The organism is Pseudochrobactrum algeriensis (assembly GCF_018436245.1).
GTDB classification, from domain to species: Bacteria; Pseudomonadota; Alphaproteobacteria; order Rhizobiales; family Rhizobiaceae; genus Pseudochrobactrum; species Pseudochrobactrum saccharolyticum.
On the sequence record NZ_CP075361.1, the window covers coordinates 1,519,355 to 1,532,343 of the forward strand.

Sequence of the window (12,989 nt, forward strand, 5' to 3'; positions counted from 1 at the left end):
TCCGCAGAGCGGAGCCTTTCATTGCAATCGCAATAGCGATTTTATTCAGCAGCATCTGCCGGTGCGGCATTGAGCATACCGTAGCGTTCTTCGCCGATTTTGCCGAGCAGTTCGAGCTGGGTTTCGAGAAAGTCGATATGGCCTTCCTCATCCTTCAGCAATTCGTCGAAAAGCTGACGGCTGACATAGTCACCGGCTTCATCACAGATTTCGCGGGATTTCTTGTAAGAAGCGCGGGCGTCATATTCACCGGCCAGATCAGCTTCCAGAACTTCTTTTACAGTCTGACCGATACGCAGCGGCGCAACAGTCTGCAGGTTCGGATGGCCTTCGAGGAAAATGATGCGGTCGATGAGGCGGTCTGCATGCTGCATTTCTTCAATCGACTCTTCGCGTTCCTTTTTCGCCAGACGGGTATAACCCCAGTCAGACAGGAGGCGGTAGTGCAGCCAATATTGGTTTACTGCGCCGAGTTCGAGGAAAAGTGCCTCGTTAAGCCGCTCGATGACCTTTTTGTCGCCCTTCATTCCATTTGCTCCCGAATTGTTCACGTAACGCACGAACGCGATCAATATAGACAATGAACTCAGAATCATTGTGCTCGCGCCGAAGATGATATTCTTCAGTCACTCTTATGATCGTTTCAACAACATTTGGGAAGCAGCCGCAGCACCGGCCACGCTTCTTCATAGCATGGTAGACCTTGGCAGGAACAATCAATTGCCAGCAATCTTCATCCAGCATCTGGATGATAGTATTTTCGATTTCTTTGGCAGTAATTACATTGCAATGGCAGACTAGCATGCTGCACCATGCATAGAAAAAGCGGTGTTTAAGCCGGAAAATACGGAAAATAAATTTGAAATATGCAAATGACCTGAAGAAATCATGGTCTGATTTTCATCATGCTCACTGAAAAAGAAAGCAACCTTGGCTGCATTCATAAAATTATACTGATTCATCATTCCTCCAAATGAATGGGTCAAGGCCAAACATTTAAAGTTGCACTGTAACTGTTTGATTTTCTAATGCTTCACAGAGGCAGGCTTGTCAAATTGTGCAGATTAAAACCATTCTAAAAATCAACAATTTAGAATGATTTTAAACCTGAGTTAAATACCCATATTAATTGAACTATTCGGTACGGAAAAACGGCAGAACGGGCAATTTGCGGTAAAATCATACCGCTGTGGCGTGTTGTCACACCATGTATAAAAACGGAATTTCAACAGGATTTTGAAAAAACAACGCGCCCCGAAGGGCGCGCTGCATCATCTTCTATGTTCAGCTCAACTCAGAACTGGAACTGAGTGGCGACAACGAATGTACGACCCTGACCGGAGCCCGATGTGCTGAGTGCCGGTGTATATGTTTTATCAAACAGGTTGGTGACTTTGAGCGACAGGTCAACATTTTCATTGAATTTATAGGTCGCGAAAATGTCTACCAGATCATACGAGTCGGATTTTGTCGGAGGCAGCAGATTGCCCCGTGCATCTGCAGCAGCAACCAGACCGCTGGAAACATACGAATATTTCACACCGGCAGAGAGCTTCTTATCAAAGAAATATCCGCCGAGGGTCGCCGCAAAAACATCATCCGGCAGATACTGGCTTGCACCAAGACCCGGTGTCTGCGAAGGCAGGTCAGACTTGTTATGGGTGTAGGAAAGGCTGCCGAACACATAATCGGCATTATAATGTGTTTCGAGTTCAAAACCTTTCACGCGGGATGTGCCCGGCAGGTTAACAAACTGCAGCTTGTTGAAAGTCGTATTACGCTGCGCTGCGATATAGTTTTTAACATCCATATCAAAGTAATTGGCTTTGAAGCGGATTGTGTCGCCTGCTGTGATCAGATCATCATGCTTCATGTTCAGGCCGATATCCCAGCCGCGCTGTTCTTCAGGCGCGAGATAAGGGTTGGGCACATAGCTGGATGCTGTTCCGCCGGGATGCGTTCCGCCGATCATTGTTTCCTGCAATGTTGGCGCGCGCATTGACTGCGAATAGGTCACATATGGCTGGAGCCAGTCGGTTACATTGTAAGCGAGTGTAACTTTAGGGTTCCACAGGCCTTTGGACTGATTGGCGGAATACATCCCGTTATCTTCAAAGCCCGGAATACCGCTATCGGCTGTACCGTCCAGCTTGTAGAAGTCATAACGCAGACCGGTCAGAACCTGAAGGCGGTCGTAATTCCACTCAACCTGAGTAAAGGCTGCACCGCGGTTCATGCTTGAATCAACCGGATTAACGCCGACTTTCACACCGCCGGTATTGTCGTGATTGTATTCAACGCCGTATTTCCAGTCGATATACAGATCATTGACTGTGAAACGGGAAGTGTTGGCGACCGAGAAGCCGATGGACTCATTTTTAATTTCACGGCCAAGGCTCGACAGAGTAGGGCTGTTGCCACCGACATAAGTCAGTTTTGTGCTGTTGAAATAACCGTTGATCGCAAGGTCAATCAGATCATTATCGACAGGCTTGTAGACGTAATTGGCTGTAAATGTACGGTTCTGCAGCAGCAGATCATAGTCAATTGTCGGCGGCACAGGCATGAAATTCGTCTGCGATGTGCCATATTTATTGTTATAAATCACGCCGCCAAGTGTCAGCTTGTGATCTTCGGCAAATCCGAATTCTGTTTTGAACAGGCCGGAAGTCATCTCCTGACCGGTTTTATTCTGGGTGATGCCGTCACCGTTTTTATAATCATTGGAATCGCGGCGGCTGAGAGCGGCAACAATGCCCACTTCATTGACGCGCATCGCACCGGCAAGCATTTCAGAGAAGCCGACGCCGTTGCTGCCCCATGATGCGCGGCCGAGAACGCCTTTGTCCTTGCCTTCCATCAATACGTCATCAACGCCGAGTGTTTTGAAATTAACGCTGCCGGCAAGACCGCTGCCGCCTTCAGTGGTCACTGCACCGCGGGTAATATCAACGGAGGACAGCAGATTCGGATCGATATAGCTGTAACCTTGAGCATCATGTGCCGTGGTGCGGAAAGTCTGCGGCGCACCGTCGATCATCATATTCACGCGGCCGGAGCCTTCAAAGCCGCGAATATTGACCGCAACACCCGGATTGGAGCCGTTAATACGGGTGAATACGCCCGGAGTTTCACGCAGAACCGTATCCAGTTTTTCACGGCCGTTCAGCTTGATCTCTGTTTTGGAGATTGTGCTGACCGGTGCCGGACGGGATGTAATATCCTGAGGATTAACGGTTTTAACGTTGATTGTGTTGAGCTGAACATCACCGGATGCGTTTTCCGCAGCCGGTTTTGCAGTCTGAGCCTGTGCCTGCTGGGCATTGGCTGCGCCAGCCATAACCACAAGGCTGATAGCCGTGCTGCCGAGACCGATTTTGAGATATCTGGAGAGGTTGGAAGGCTGCTGCATTGAAAGTCTCCGCATCGTTGCCGCTTATGGGCGGGGCAAGCAAGGCATTAAAATTGCGTTCGGAACCTTGGCGCTTGCACCAGAAAAATGTTCTCAGCAACAATCAGCAGCTTTTCCGTACTGATCTGCGAGTTCCCTGTTCCCGATGATGCAGGTTCAATTCTGTACTATGCGGAGGTCAGATATCCTCTGTTTTTCCACACAACTTTATGGACAATCACGTGATTTTTAATATGACGTTTAAAGTCCACTATTGCTTCCAATAATTAATATGATATTTTGTGTCAAGAAAACTTCCTGAAAATAAACAGGATGGTTGCATTGATGCAACGGGGGCCAGAAGGCGCCGATAAACTGATCCGGCAACTTTACTGAAAAGCCGGATTTGACGATGACACTAATAGACTGCATCCGGGGGATGTGGTCGGTACAGGCGTATAATAATGACTGCAACGCAAACTCATTCTCAGTCCCTGACTCCGCAAGATATCCTGCGTCTGCGCAGTGAAAATCCGAAATCCCGTGAGAGGGACTTTGCTCAGGCTCATGGTATTACCGAGGCTGATTATGTTGCTGCCCATGTCGGCACATCTGCTATTCGCCTGAATGTGGACATTGCTGCAATTCTGAACGGCGCAACCACACTCGGCGAAGTTATGGCGCTGACCCGCAATGAAAGCGTTGTGCACGAAAAAATCGGACCTTATGAAAAAGTATCCGTCGGACCGCATGCGTCTCTCGTGCTCGGCAAGCAGATTGATCTGCGTATTTTCCCGAAAGCCTGGGCCTATGGTTTCGCGGTAGAAAAAACTGACAGCGAAAATAATATCCGCCGCTCATTGCAGTTCTTCAACAAGGCCGGTGATGCGGTTCACAAAATCCATCTGCGTGATGCGTCCGATCTGGCCGCCTATGAAGCACTGGTTGCTCAGCTGCGCTCAGATGATCAGAGCCAGACAGTTGAAACCAAAGCTGCTTCTAAAAAAGAACCGACAGACATTGATACAGTTGATGTAAACGGCTTCCGTGAGCGCTGGACGAACATGACTGACGTACATCAGTTCGTGATGATCCTGCGTGATTACGCTGTCAGCCGCAAACAGGCTGTTGAGCTTGCCGGTGAAGAATTCGCCTGGGAACTGGAAGCCGGTACGGTTGAAAGCATGATGAATACGGTTTCCAAAACCGGCCAGCCGATCATGGTTTTTGTCGGCAATAACGGCTGCATTCAGATCCATACCGGTCCGGTTAAAGAGATCAAAATGATGGGCCCATGGCTCAATGTTATGGATCCGACTTTCCACATGCATTTCCGCACCGACCACGTTCACACCGTTTGGGCTGTTCGTAAGCCTACCAAAGACGGCCATGTAACATCGCTGGAAGCCTATGACGAGCAGGGCGAAATGATTGCCCAGTTCTTTGGCGAGCGTCACGAAGGTGAAGCAGAGCGCACAGACTGGCGTGAACTGGTTGAAGCGCTGCCGCGTCTGGCACGCTCCGCAGCAGCCTGAAAACTCTGAAAGCCATGCAGGGCGGTTTATGCCGCTCTGCATGGTTCACTTTTAAAGTTGTCCGCTGTCTCCCTTGGCGGTGAATATTATCAATGACGGTCAGGATAGTTATCTTTGGCCGGAACAGTCTCGGATTGACCAATGTCTTTTGCCCGCAGCACTCTTTTTTCATCCCGGATCAGGTCTTATCGTTTGGTTGCAGCTTTTGCTGCCGGTCTGCTTTCTGCCACCACAGGCGTTTTGCCGGTCGCCGGTATGATCTCACCTGCACAGGCAGAAGAGGTCAAAACCTTTACGGATACAACACGACTGGTGAGTGTTGGCGGCGCTCTGACAGAAATCATCTATGCGCTGGGTCTTGAAGACAAGCTTATTGCCCGCGACCGTACCAGTATTTATCCGGAAACAGTCAAAAAGCTCCCTGATATCGGCTATATGCGTCAGCTTTCATCGGAAGGTATTTTGTCTGTTGCACCGACTGCCATGCTGGTGATTGAAGGCAGCGGCCCTGCGGAAACTATGGATGTGCTGAAACGCGCTTCTGTGCCGATGATTATTGTGCAGGATCAATATACCGCTGAAGGCATTACCAACAAAATCAATGCTGTGGGACAGGCATTAGGTGCTCAGGATAAAGCCGCGGCTCTGGCGGAAAAAGTCCGCACTGATCTGAAGGCTGTTGAAGCCGCCACCAGCAAAATCACCGAGAAAAAGCGTGTCCTGTTTATTCTGTCCCGTCAGGGCGGACGTCTCATGGCATCAGGGCGGGAGACTGCGGCTGACGGCATGATTAAGATGGCCGGTGGCATCAACGCGATTGATGAATTTCAGGGCTACAAACAGCTGACCGATGAAGCGCTTGATAAAGCTGCTCCGGACATGATCCTGCTGATGAATACCGGTCCGGATAAAGCGTCGAATGATTATTCCGATTTGCTTGCCAATCCGGCACTGGCTGCCACACCGGCAGGTCGCAACAAAGCTATTCTGGCCATGGATGGTCTCTATCTGCTCGGCTTTGGGCCACGCGCTGCAGAAGCCGCGCGTGATCTGGCAGAAGGCCTTTATGGCAAGGCTGTTCAATAAGACATTGAATTGGTTCAGCCCGTTGCCGGAGGATTATCCGGCAACGGGTGACGCATTCTGAAAAGGTATGAAGCTGTCTTCTGCCGGAATGTGTTTTCATCAAATTTCACATTCGCAGCAGCTTTTCGATCTGTCTGCTGCATGGCTGAAACGGAAAGCATAAGATTTTGACTGATACTGTTGGCGATATGCCTGCTTCCCACTTTGCCAAACGCAATACAGTCGCGGCATCCTCAAATATAATAAAGCCTGCTGAGAGCGGCAAAGGTACAGCTGCCCTGCAAGGTGACCGTTCGCGTCAGGCGCGTATTCTGATAGCACTTCTCGCAGTTCTGCTGGTGGCTGTTGCATTGTTCAGCCTGACAGCCGGTGCTTCGCAGGCATCAAGCTGGTCGGTACTGAAATCCCTGTTCTCCTCACAGATCAATCCGGATGATATTACAGCGCAGCGCGATCATATCATCATTATGGATATCCGCCTGCCGCGTATCATTCTCGGCATTCTGATCGGTGCGTCGCTGGCCGTTTCCGGTGCGGTTATGCAAGGCCTGTTCCGCAATCCTCTGGCTGATCCGGGACTGGTCGGCGTTTCTTCAGGCGCCAGCCTTGGTGCGATTGTCGTTATTGTTTTAGGCAGCACTTTCCTTGCACCGGTACTCGGGTTTTTCGGCGTGTATACATTGCCGCTGGCAGCATTTATCGGTGGTCTGACGACAACATTGATCCTGTATCGTGTTGCCACGCGCAGAGGCAGAACTTCGATTGCCACAATGCTGCTTGCCGGTATTGCGCTTGGTGCCATGACCGGCGCTTTCAGCGGGGTGCTGGTTTATATTGCGGATGACAGACAGCTGCGCGATCTCACCTTTTGGGGGATGGGTTCGCTGGCCGGTGCCACATGGATTAAAATCCTCACTGCCGGACCGATTATTGCGCTGACATTGTTTGCTGCTCCGTTTCTGGCACGCGGATTGAATGCTCTGGCTCTGGGTGAGGCGACAGCCAATCATCTGGGCCTGCCAATTCAACGTATTAAAAACGTAGCAATCATTCTTGTGGCCGCAGCCACCGGTGCTTCAGTTGCAGTCAGTGGCGGCATCGGTTTTGTCGGTATTGTGGTGCCGCATTTGCTGCGCCTTTCCATCGGACCTGATCACCGCTATTTGCTGCCTGCCTCTGCATTGCTGGGCGCTTCGATGCTGCTGCTGGCGGATGCTGTCAGCCGTACTATTGTTGCTCCGGCTGAAATCCCGATCGGCATTGTCACCGCATTTGTCGGTGCACCGTTCTTCCTTTGGATTTTGCTGCGTCGCCGTGGTTTGCTGGACTTATAATTATGATAGAAACAAAAAATCTGGCCGTTCAGCTTAGCGGCAAAGCCATTCTGAAAAATGTCAATATCACTGCCAGACCCGGTGAGGTGACAGCCATTGTCGGGCCGAACGGCTCCGGCAAGACAACGCTGATCCGTGCGCTTTCCGGCGATCTGCCTTATACGGGGCAGGCGCTGCTTGATGGCGCATTGTTTGAAACCTATAAGCCCTGGCAAATGGCTGAACGCCGCGCAGTGCTTCCTCAGAACAGCGCTTTGTCCTTTCCGTTTACGGTGCGTGAGATTGTTAATCTCGGCCTGACAGGCGGCCGTTCCGGTCTGACGGCAGCGGAAGAAATCCGTTTGCCGGATCAGGCATTGGAGCTCGTTGATCTGAGCGGTTTCGGCGGCCGTTATTATCAGGAGCTTTCCGGCGGAGAGCAGCAGCGCACGCAACTCGCGCGCGTGCTGTGTCAGGTATGGAAACCGGTGCTCGATGGTCAGCCACGCTTCCTGCTGCTGGATGAACCGGTCTCCAGTCTTGATATCCGCCATCAGATTGTGGTGATGGATATTGCCCGTAATTTTGCGGCCAAAGGCGGCGGCGTCATTACGATTCTGCACGATCTTAATCTGACAGCCCTTTATGCAGATCATGTTGTGATGGTGCATAATGGTGAAATAGATGCCAGTGGCTCTGTCGCAACCACACTGACCAACGATCGTTTGCTGCGGGTCTATGAATGTCCGCTGCAGGTTGGTGTGGCACCGCCTGCCGGTCAGCCTTTTGTGCTGCCGCATTCGGTATTCAGTTAAAACAAAAAAGCCCTGAAACATCAGTTTCAGGGCTTTTTAAATTCATGGATAAACGGGGTTAGAGCGGTTTACGTCCAGATTGAATCATAGTGCTCGCTCTAAATTCTTTATTTGGTCACATTATCACAGGCGTCAAGTTGATCCAACTTGACTGTGAAATGCTCTAGTGTGCCGCAGCGACTGCGCGGACTTCCAGCTCATCAATACCCAGCAGCTTGCGTACATTCGGCCGTGCATCAATCAGATCCTGAATGCTGTATTTGCCAAGCACTGTGAAGAAAGCATTCAGAGCTTCGCGCAAAGCAGAATTCAGCGCACAGCTGTCAATCAGCGGGCACTCACTGTCACTGTCGAAGCATTCTGCCATCGCAAAATTATCTTCAGTCACACGCACCACATCAAACAGCGAAATTTCCGCAGCAGGACGGGCGAGCTTTACACCGCCATTGCGTCCGCGTACTGTTGTGACAATGTTGTTCTCAACGAGCGGCTGCAAAATCTTGAACAAAAACAATTCCGAGACCGTATAGGCCTTGGCGATTTCAGCAATACGGCTGAGACTGCCTTCATTTGCTGCACAATACATCAGCATCCGAATAGCATAATTGGTCTGTCTGGTAAGACGCATTTCAGGTCCTTTCCCGCAGCGCATCAGGGCGCTGCTAAAAACATGAGCGCAGTTTAGAACTATTCTGAATAAATATGAAGTCCTGTTTTGAAATTAAAGTCACTAAAATTAATCATGTTTTAGTGATTTTGCACAGCCCTTGTTTTAAAGTCACATTCCGGTGACCGTTTACAGGCCGTGATTATGACTTCAGCCAAATCGAAACTGCTGATTCCACAAGTGATTTACAATAACTGTCAGAGGCTTACTGACACACATCCACCCATTTTGCATTGGTCAGTTCTGCCAGACGATGCGGATTAATGCGCACGGCACTGTTAACAGCACCGGCCGCAGGCAAAACTTCTTCAAAAGCTTTCAGCGAAACGTCGCAATAGATTTTCAGATGTTCCGCAACGCCGAAAGGGCAGACCCCGCCGACAGGATGACCTGTGGCCTCCAAAACAGAATCAAAATCCAGCATGCGCGGCTTGTTCTGAAACTGATCTTTGAACTTGCGGTTGTCGAGCCGTGCATCACCGCGGGCAACAAGCAGGATGATATCTTCACCAAGTTTGAGTGAAAGTGTTTTGGCGATTTGTGCCGGCTCCACATTATGAGCTGCAGCAGCTTCAGCAACAGTTGCAGTGCTGGTTTCCAGCTCAATAACCTGCACATCCGGTGCTTTTTCAGCAAAAAAGGCTTTCACAGTTTCAAGGCTCATGAGATTTCCTGTGCGCTTTCGTCAGAACAGTCACATCAAAGGGGAATGGTTCTGAATTTCGGGATTGCTAGCATGATGGTACAGAACATCATCCGGTCTCAACAATTATTTGCAAACAAGCACAATAATTTAAGCGGAGGCGATTGACGAAACGACAAGAGTGCCTGTATGTAGCCTTCATTCGCCATCACAGTGCGTTTCGGGCTGATTTGCCTGAGGAGGGGTGGCCGAGTGGTTTAAGGCACCGGTCTTGAAAACCGGCGTGCGGGAGACCGTACCGTGGGTTCGAATCCCACCCCCTCCGCCATATTTTATTTTCCCATGTTTATTGCTGTTTTTATCTGTAGCGAGTTGCTAATTTTTAGATTTTTTTGTCAGTGATGTTTAGACGAGTGGTTTTAAAATCAGCGTCTAAAATTATTCATAAAACCTCTTCAAAGGTCATTTGGTCCGCCTCAAATCCTTCAAAAGAGGGGCAGTTCTCTCTCTTTAGTAGTTAATATATTTTCAACCAATTGCTTTTCTAAAAATTAACAATGGCGTTACACCAAATTGATGATCTCGCCGCCCTAAGAGCATTCGAGCCATTGGGACAACACCGTCAATTAATCCTCCAAAACCGTTTGCTACAAGAGATTCAAGAGAACCAAAATTCCCTTTAAGGCCGCTCTGGGCACTATGGTAATCACCCATTGCACTAACAGGATCGTTATTGCGTGAAGGTATAGCATCAATAATGCCTAGAATGTTCCATTCACCAGGAACGTGAACACCATGCTTTAAAAATAGATCGCTTGAGTCAACAACCAGATCAGCCTCATTAAGGCTGCACCACACAGTACCGTCAAAGCTCTGTACCTCCGCCTGAATCGCGTGAGGAAGCAGACCTAAGAGTTCTAAACCAAGAGGTGATGAAGCATCTGATTCATCACTTTGAACGCCATGGCTTCGACGTGCTTTGCGATTTGATTTGGGTTCTTGCGGTTGAAATTGTGATCTAAGAGATTGTAACCCAAATATTTTTTGAATTAGCCGTAAGTCACGAACGAAAAGCCGACCTGGTATCAATGCTAAACTGCCCATACGAGCTTGTTGTAAATCTCTGCACAAATTTCCTCGTTGCTCAAGGAAATCTAAAAACGATAAAGCATTTACCCAAAATGGATCATATGACCAAGTACCGGCTTCACTATTTGAAGATGATACATTGCCTACATAACTGCCTTTTGTTTTAGCAATGAGAGGGATGGATCCTTCACCTTCTGCGGTAGCAGTGTCACTAGTCGATTGCTGAATACTTTCCGATTTAGTTAGCCCATTCATATGCCCATTGTCATCAAACTGAGAAAGAAAAGAGCCTACACGTCGTGCGTCATAATACAAAAAATCAAAGACGGAATCTGGAGTTCGATCGTCTTGATCCTTTGCGAATTGATTGCTTACGTTCTGTATATTCATTTTCAATAGACCCCGCTTTGTTGTTTACTTTCTCTTTCCCTGTTTCAACGATTGAAGGCACAACCAACAACAACCACTTGGCTGTCCAAGACAACCAAGCTCTCTTAGTTCGGGAATCATTCGATCGATTTGCCATAACAATGCATCTCTGAGTGAGTTAGATTAGATAAGCAGAATACCCCTAGTGGTGCAAGCAATGTAGCGCATTAGTATTTCTATCATCTTTACCACATTAACCTAGGTGTTCGAAGTCTGGCTTTGTACAGAAAGAACCTGCTTCAATATGCAAGAGCAGATCCTGCTTTTTACGACCGATATCGCCAACAGCTTCATATCGGATAGTTTTGACTTCGCTAGAATAATGAAAAGCCCCTGCCGGTTTTTATTCCGGCAGGGATACTTTTCTAACCCGACACTGTAATCTTGCCTTTCATATTGGGATGAAAGCGGCAGTAGTAATCAATCGTATCTTCTGTGGTAACGATGTGGGTTGCTACTTTGCCGGGCGGGATCATCACCTCCCAACCGCCTTTAACTGTGGCAGTGTGGGCAAAAGGATCCTTATTTGTCCATTCAATGGTCTCACCGACCTTTACCGTGATCGTGGCTGGTACGAAGGCCAGCTTTTCAATAACCACGTGGACAGTGCCGTTATGGGCGCGAGCCAATTGTGTTACGGCGAGTGTCGCCGCACCGGCAGCGAGAAGCTGCCGTCGGTTGAGAAGGAGCGCGGTCATTTCAGGTTGGCCGCAACATGTTCGGCATGCTGTTCATGGCCTTGAAACAGCTTCAAACCGGTTTCCAGCAGGCCTTTTAGCTCTGCATTCTGAGCAGAAGGGATCAGCAGCGTTTCCAGTGCGCCATTCACCTGCTTGTGATAGGCGACTTCATTATCGATATAAGCCTTGTCGAAGGCAGCTCCCTGAAGCTTATGCAATTTGGCGCGTTCTTCTTCACCCGCTTTGGCCAGTGACTGGCTGGTGGCATTATCTTCCGGCGTTACATTGAGTTTTTTGACGAGCGCCAGAGCCATTTCATTGACGGCTGCATGGTCTTTCTGCATCGATTCCGCGAAGGCTTTAACCTCGGGATTCGTCGTTTTTGACAGTGCAAGCTTGGCCGCTTCAATGTCGATGGCACCGGCACTATAGGCGATATGAGCGATCTGAGGATCGGTCGGTTTGTCGGCTGCCATCGCCAGTGAACTGGTAAATGCAAGGGCGGCAGTGCCGAGTATAGCGATCAGAGTTTTCATCGGACTCTCCTTGGCGCCGTTTTGCTCAGCGCCTGTTTCGGTTGACACTACATTTGATGTCAGCCCGCCGGAGAGGTTCCCGTTATTTTTCGAGACCCAGTTTTGTAATCACGGCTTCAGTCAGCCAGGCGCAGCGCATACCGGCAAATGGGAAGGCGTTGATCAATATCGGCCCGATCTGTTCTTCAAGCTGCGTGCGGATGAGTTTTCTAGCGCGGTGCAGGCGGGTCTTGACCGTGGCGACCGGAATATTAAGCGCAGCGGCAGTTTCCTCAGCACTCAGCCCCTCAATGACACGGGCGACGAAGACAAGGCGGAAACTTTCAGGAAGCGCATCAGTGGCTTCCTCGACGAGAGTGAGAAGCTGGCGCTGCGCCATAATACGCTCCGGATCGGCAGTGGTGGAGTGGGAAAGCGGAAAGGGGATAATCTCTGCATCCATGTGTCCCGCTGTCGGAGCTGGCACAGTGACTGCTGTGCGCTTCAGGCGCTTTTGTGCCCGAAGTCGCATCAGTGCCGCGTTGAGCGCGATGCGCGACAACCATGTCGAAAGTGAAGCACTGCCTTCAAATGTATCAAGATGGGTAAAGGCGTTTAGATAGGTTTCCTGAAGCACATCTTCGGCATCTGCATTATTGCGTAACACCGCACGCACGAGCCGGTAGAGGCGTTGGTTATGCGTCTTGATGATCTGACGGACGGCTTCCGTTTCTCCGGCGGCAGCGCGGGAGACGAGAGCCGCTTCTTGTGGTTCGGCGGCGGGCAGCAAAACAGACATGAATTTTCTCCTCTCAGAGACTATTAG

At 49.6% G+C, this 12,989-nt stretch carries 13 protein-coding genes and 1 tRNA gene; 5 read left to right on the forward strand and 9 right to left on the reverse strand.

The window, feature by feature from the left end; translation table 11 throughout:
• Positions 1 to 41: 41 nt before the first annotated feature.
• The 3 genes from bfr to KHQ09_RS09090 form a co-directional block, all read right to left on the reverse strand.
• On the reverse strand, positions 42 to 527 hold the full coding sequence (gene bfr, locus KHQ09_RS09080; protein WP_022712114.1) for a bacterioferritin: 486 nt from the start codon (positions 525 to 527) through the stop codon (positions 42 to 44).
• On the reverse strand, positions 493 to 804 hold the full coding sequence (locus KHQ09_RS09085; RefSeq protein ID WP_075655248.1) for a (2Fe-2S)-binding protein: 312 nt from the start codon (positions 802 to 804) through the stop codon (positions 493 to 495). The genes bfr and KHQ09_RS09085 overlap by 35 nt, the downstream gene beginning before the upstream one ends.
• A gap of 490 nt (positions 805 to 1,294) precedes the next feature.
• Positions 1,295 to 3,412 (reverse strand): TonB-dependent receptor domain-containing protein, encoded by a 2,118-nt coding sequence (locus tag KHQ09_RS09090; RefSeq protein ID WP_213597796.1) that lies wholly within the window; start codon positions 3,410 to 3,412, stop codon positions 1,295 to 1,297.
• Positions 3,413 to 3,855: 443 nt separating this feature from the next.
• Between KHQ09_RS09090 and KHQ09_RS09095 the strand changes: the two genes are divergently transcribed.
• The 4 genes from KHQ09_RS09095 (at position 3,856) to KHQ09_RS09110 (ending at position 8,140) form a co-directional block, all read left to right on the forward strand.
• Complete coding sequence (locus KHQ09_RS09095) at positions 3,856 to 4,926, forward strand: hemin-degrading factor (RefSeq protein ID WP_213597797.1); 1,071 nt, start codon at positions 3,856 to 3,858, stop codon at positions 4,924 to 4,926.
• Between the two features lie 141 nt (positions 4,927 to 5,067).
• Positions 5,068 to 6,012 (forward strand): heme/hemin ABC transporter substrate-binding protein, encoded by a 945-nt coding sequence (locus KHQ09_RS09100; protein WP_476644189.1) that lies wholly within the window; start codon positions 5,068 to 5,070, stop codon positions 6,010 to 6,012.
• Between the two features lie 167 nt (positions 6,013 to 6,179).
• Positions 6,180 to 7,346, forward strand: coding sequence for a FecCD family ABC transporter permease (locus KHQ09_RS09105; protein ID WP_238481600.1), 1,167 nt, complete (start codon positions 6,180 to 6,182; stop codon positions 7,344 to 7,346).
• A gap of 2 nt (positions 7,347 to 7,348) precedes the next feature.
• On the forward strand, positions 7,349 to 8,140 hold the full coding sequence (locus KHQ09_RS09110) for a heme ABC transporter ATP-binding protein (protein ID WP_213597798.1): 792 nt from the start codon (positions 7,349 to 7,351) through the stop codon (positions 8,138 to 8,140).
• Positions 8,141 to 8,303: 163 nt separating this feature from the next.
• On the opposite strand, the gene rirA is transcribed toward KHQ09_RS09110, so the two are convergent.
• Both rirA and KHQ09_RS09120 read right to left on the reverse strand, forming a co-directional pair.
• Complete coding sequence (rirA, locus tag KHQ09_RS09115; RefSeq protein WP_022712105.1) at positions 8,304 to 8,768, reverse strand: iron-responsive transcriptional regulator RirA; 465 nt, start codon at positions 8,766 to 8,768, stop codon at positions 8,304 to 8,306.
• 244 nt (positions 8,769 to 9,012) lie between these two features.
• Positions 9,013 to 9,471 carry a YbaK/EbsC family protein gene (locus tag KHQ09_RS09120; RefSeq protein WP_022712104.1) on the reverse strand — a complete coding sequence of 153 codons (459 nt, stop codon included), beginning with the start codon at positions 9,469 to 9,471 and terminating at the stop codon, positions 9,013 to 9,015.
• 217 nt (positions 9,472 to 9,688) lie between these two features.
• On the opposite strand from KHQ09_RS09120, the gene KHQ09_RS09125 reads away from it, so the two are divergent.
• A tRNA-Ser gene (locus tag KHQ09_RS09125) sits at positions 9,689 to 9,778 on the forward strand.
• Between the two features lie 200 nt (positions 9,779 to 9,978).
• On the opposite strand, the gene KHQ09_RS09130 is transcribed toward KHQ09_RS09125, so the two are convergent.
• The 4 genes from KHQ09_RS09130 to KHQ09_RS09145 all read right to left on the reverse strand — a co-directional run bounded on the left by KHQ09_RS09130 (position 9,979) and on the right by KHQ09_RS09145 (position 12,962).
• Positions 9,979 to 10,929 carry a hypothetical protein gene (locus KHQ09_RS09130; RefSeq protein WP_213630829.1) on the reverse strand — a complete coding sequence of 317 codons (951 nt, stop codon included), beginning with the start codon at positions 10,927 to 10,929 and terminating at the stop codon, positions 9,979 to 9,981.
• 404 nt (positions 10,930 to 11,333) lie between these two features.
• Entirely contained in the window at positions 11,334 to 11,666 is a 333-nt protein-coding gene (locus KHQ09_RS09135) for a cupredoxin domain-containing protein (RefSeq protein WP_213597802.1), read from the reverse strand.
• Positions 11,663 to 12,184, reverse strand: a complete 522-nt coding sequence (locus KHQ09_RS09140) for a DUF4142 domain-containing protein (RefSeq protein WP_213597804.1) — start codon at positions 12,182 to 12,184, stop codon at positions 11,663 to 11,665. The genes KHQ09_RS09135 and KHQ09_RS09140 overlap by 4 nt, the downstream gene beginning before the upstream one ends.
• 82 nt (positions 12,185 to 12,266) lie before the next feature.
• Complete coding sequence (locus tag KHQ09_RS09145; RefSeq protein ID WP_213597806.1) at positions 12,267 to 12,962, reverse strand: RNA polymerase sigma factor; 696 nt, start codon at positions 12,960 to 12,962, stop codon at positions 12,267 to 12,269.
• Between the last annotated feature and the right edge of the window lie 27 nt (positions 12,963 to 12,989).

Bases quoted from the DNA above. Each gene is read 5' to 3' on its own strand.
- bfr (WP_022712114.1), bottom strand. From the start codon at position 527: ATGAAGGGCGACAAAAAGGTCATCGAGCGGCTTAACGAGGCACTTTTC.
- KHQ09_RS09140 (WP_213597804.1), bottom strand. From the start codon at position 12,184: ATGAAAACTCTGATCGCTATACTCGGCACTGCCGCCCTTGCATTTACC.
- rirA (WP_022712105.1), bottom strand. From the start codon at position 8,768: ATGCGTCTTACCAGACAGACCAATTATGCTATTCGGATGCTGATGTAT.
- KHQ09_RS09120 (WP_022712104.1), bottom strand. From the start codon at position 9,471: ATGAGCCTTGAAACTGTGAAAGCCTTTTTTGCTGAAAAAGCACCGGAT.
- KHQ09_RS09110 (WP_213597798.1), top strand. From the start codon at position 7,349: ATGATAGAAACAAAAAATCTGGCCGTTCAGCTTAGCGGCAAAGCCATT.
- KHQ09_RS09130 (WP_213630829.1), bottom strand. From the start codon at position 10,929: ATGAATATACAGAACGTAAGCAATCAATTCGCAAAGGATCAAGACGAT.
- KHQ09_RS09100 (WP_476644189.1), top strand. From the start codon at position 5,068: ATGTCTTTTGCCCGCAGCACTCTTTTTTCATCCCGGATCAGGTCTTAT.
- KHQ09_RS09145 (WP_213597806.1), bottom strand. From the start codon at position 12,962: ATGTCTGTTTTGCTGCCCGCCGCCGAACCACAAGAAGCGGCTCTCGTC.
- KHQ09_RS09135 (WP_213597802.1), bottom strand. From the start codon at position 11,666: ATGACCGCGCTCCTTCTCAACCGACGGCAGCTTCTCGCTGCCGGTGCG.
- KHQ09_RS09085 (WP_075655248.1), bottom strand. From the start codon at position 804: ATGCTAGTCTGCCATTGCAATGTAATTACTGCCAAAGAAATCGAAAAT.
- KHQ09_RS09090 (WP_213597796.1), bottom strand. From the start codon at position 3,412: ATGCAGCAGCCTTCCAACCTCTCCAGATATCTCAAAATCGGTCTCGGC.
- KHQ09_RS09095 (WP_213597797.1), top strand. From the start codon at position 3,856: ATGACTGCAACGCAAACTCATTCTCAGTCCCTGACTCCGCAAGATATC.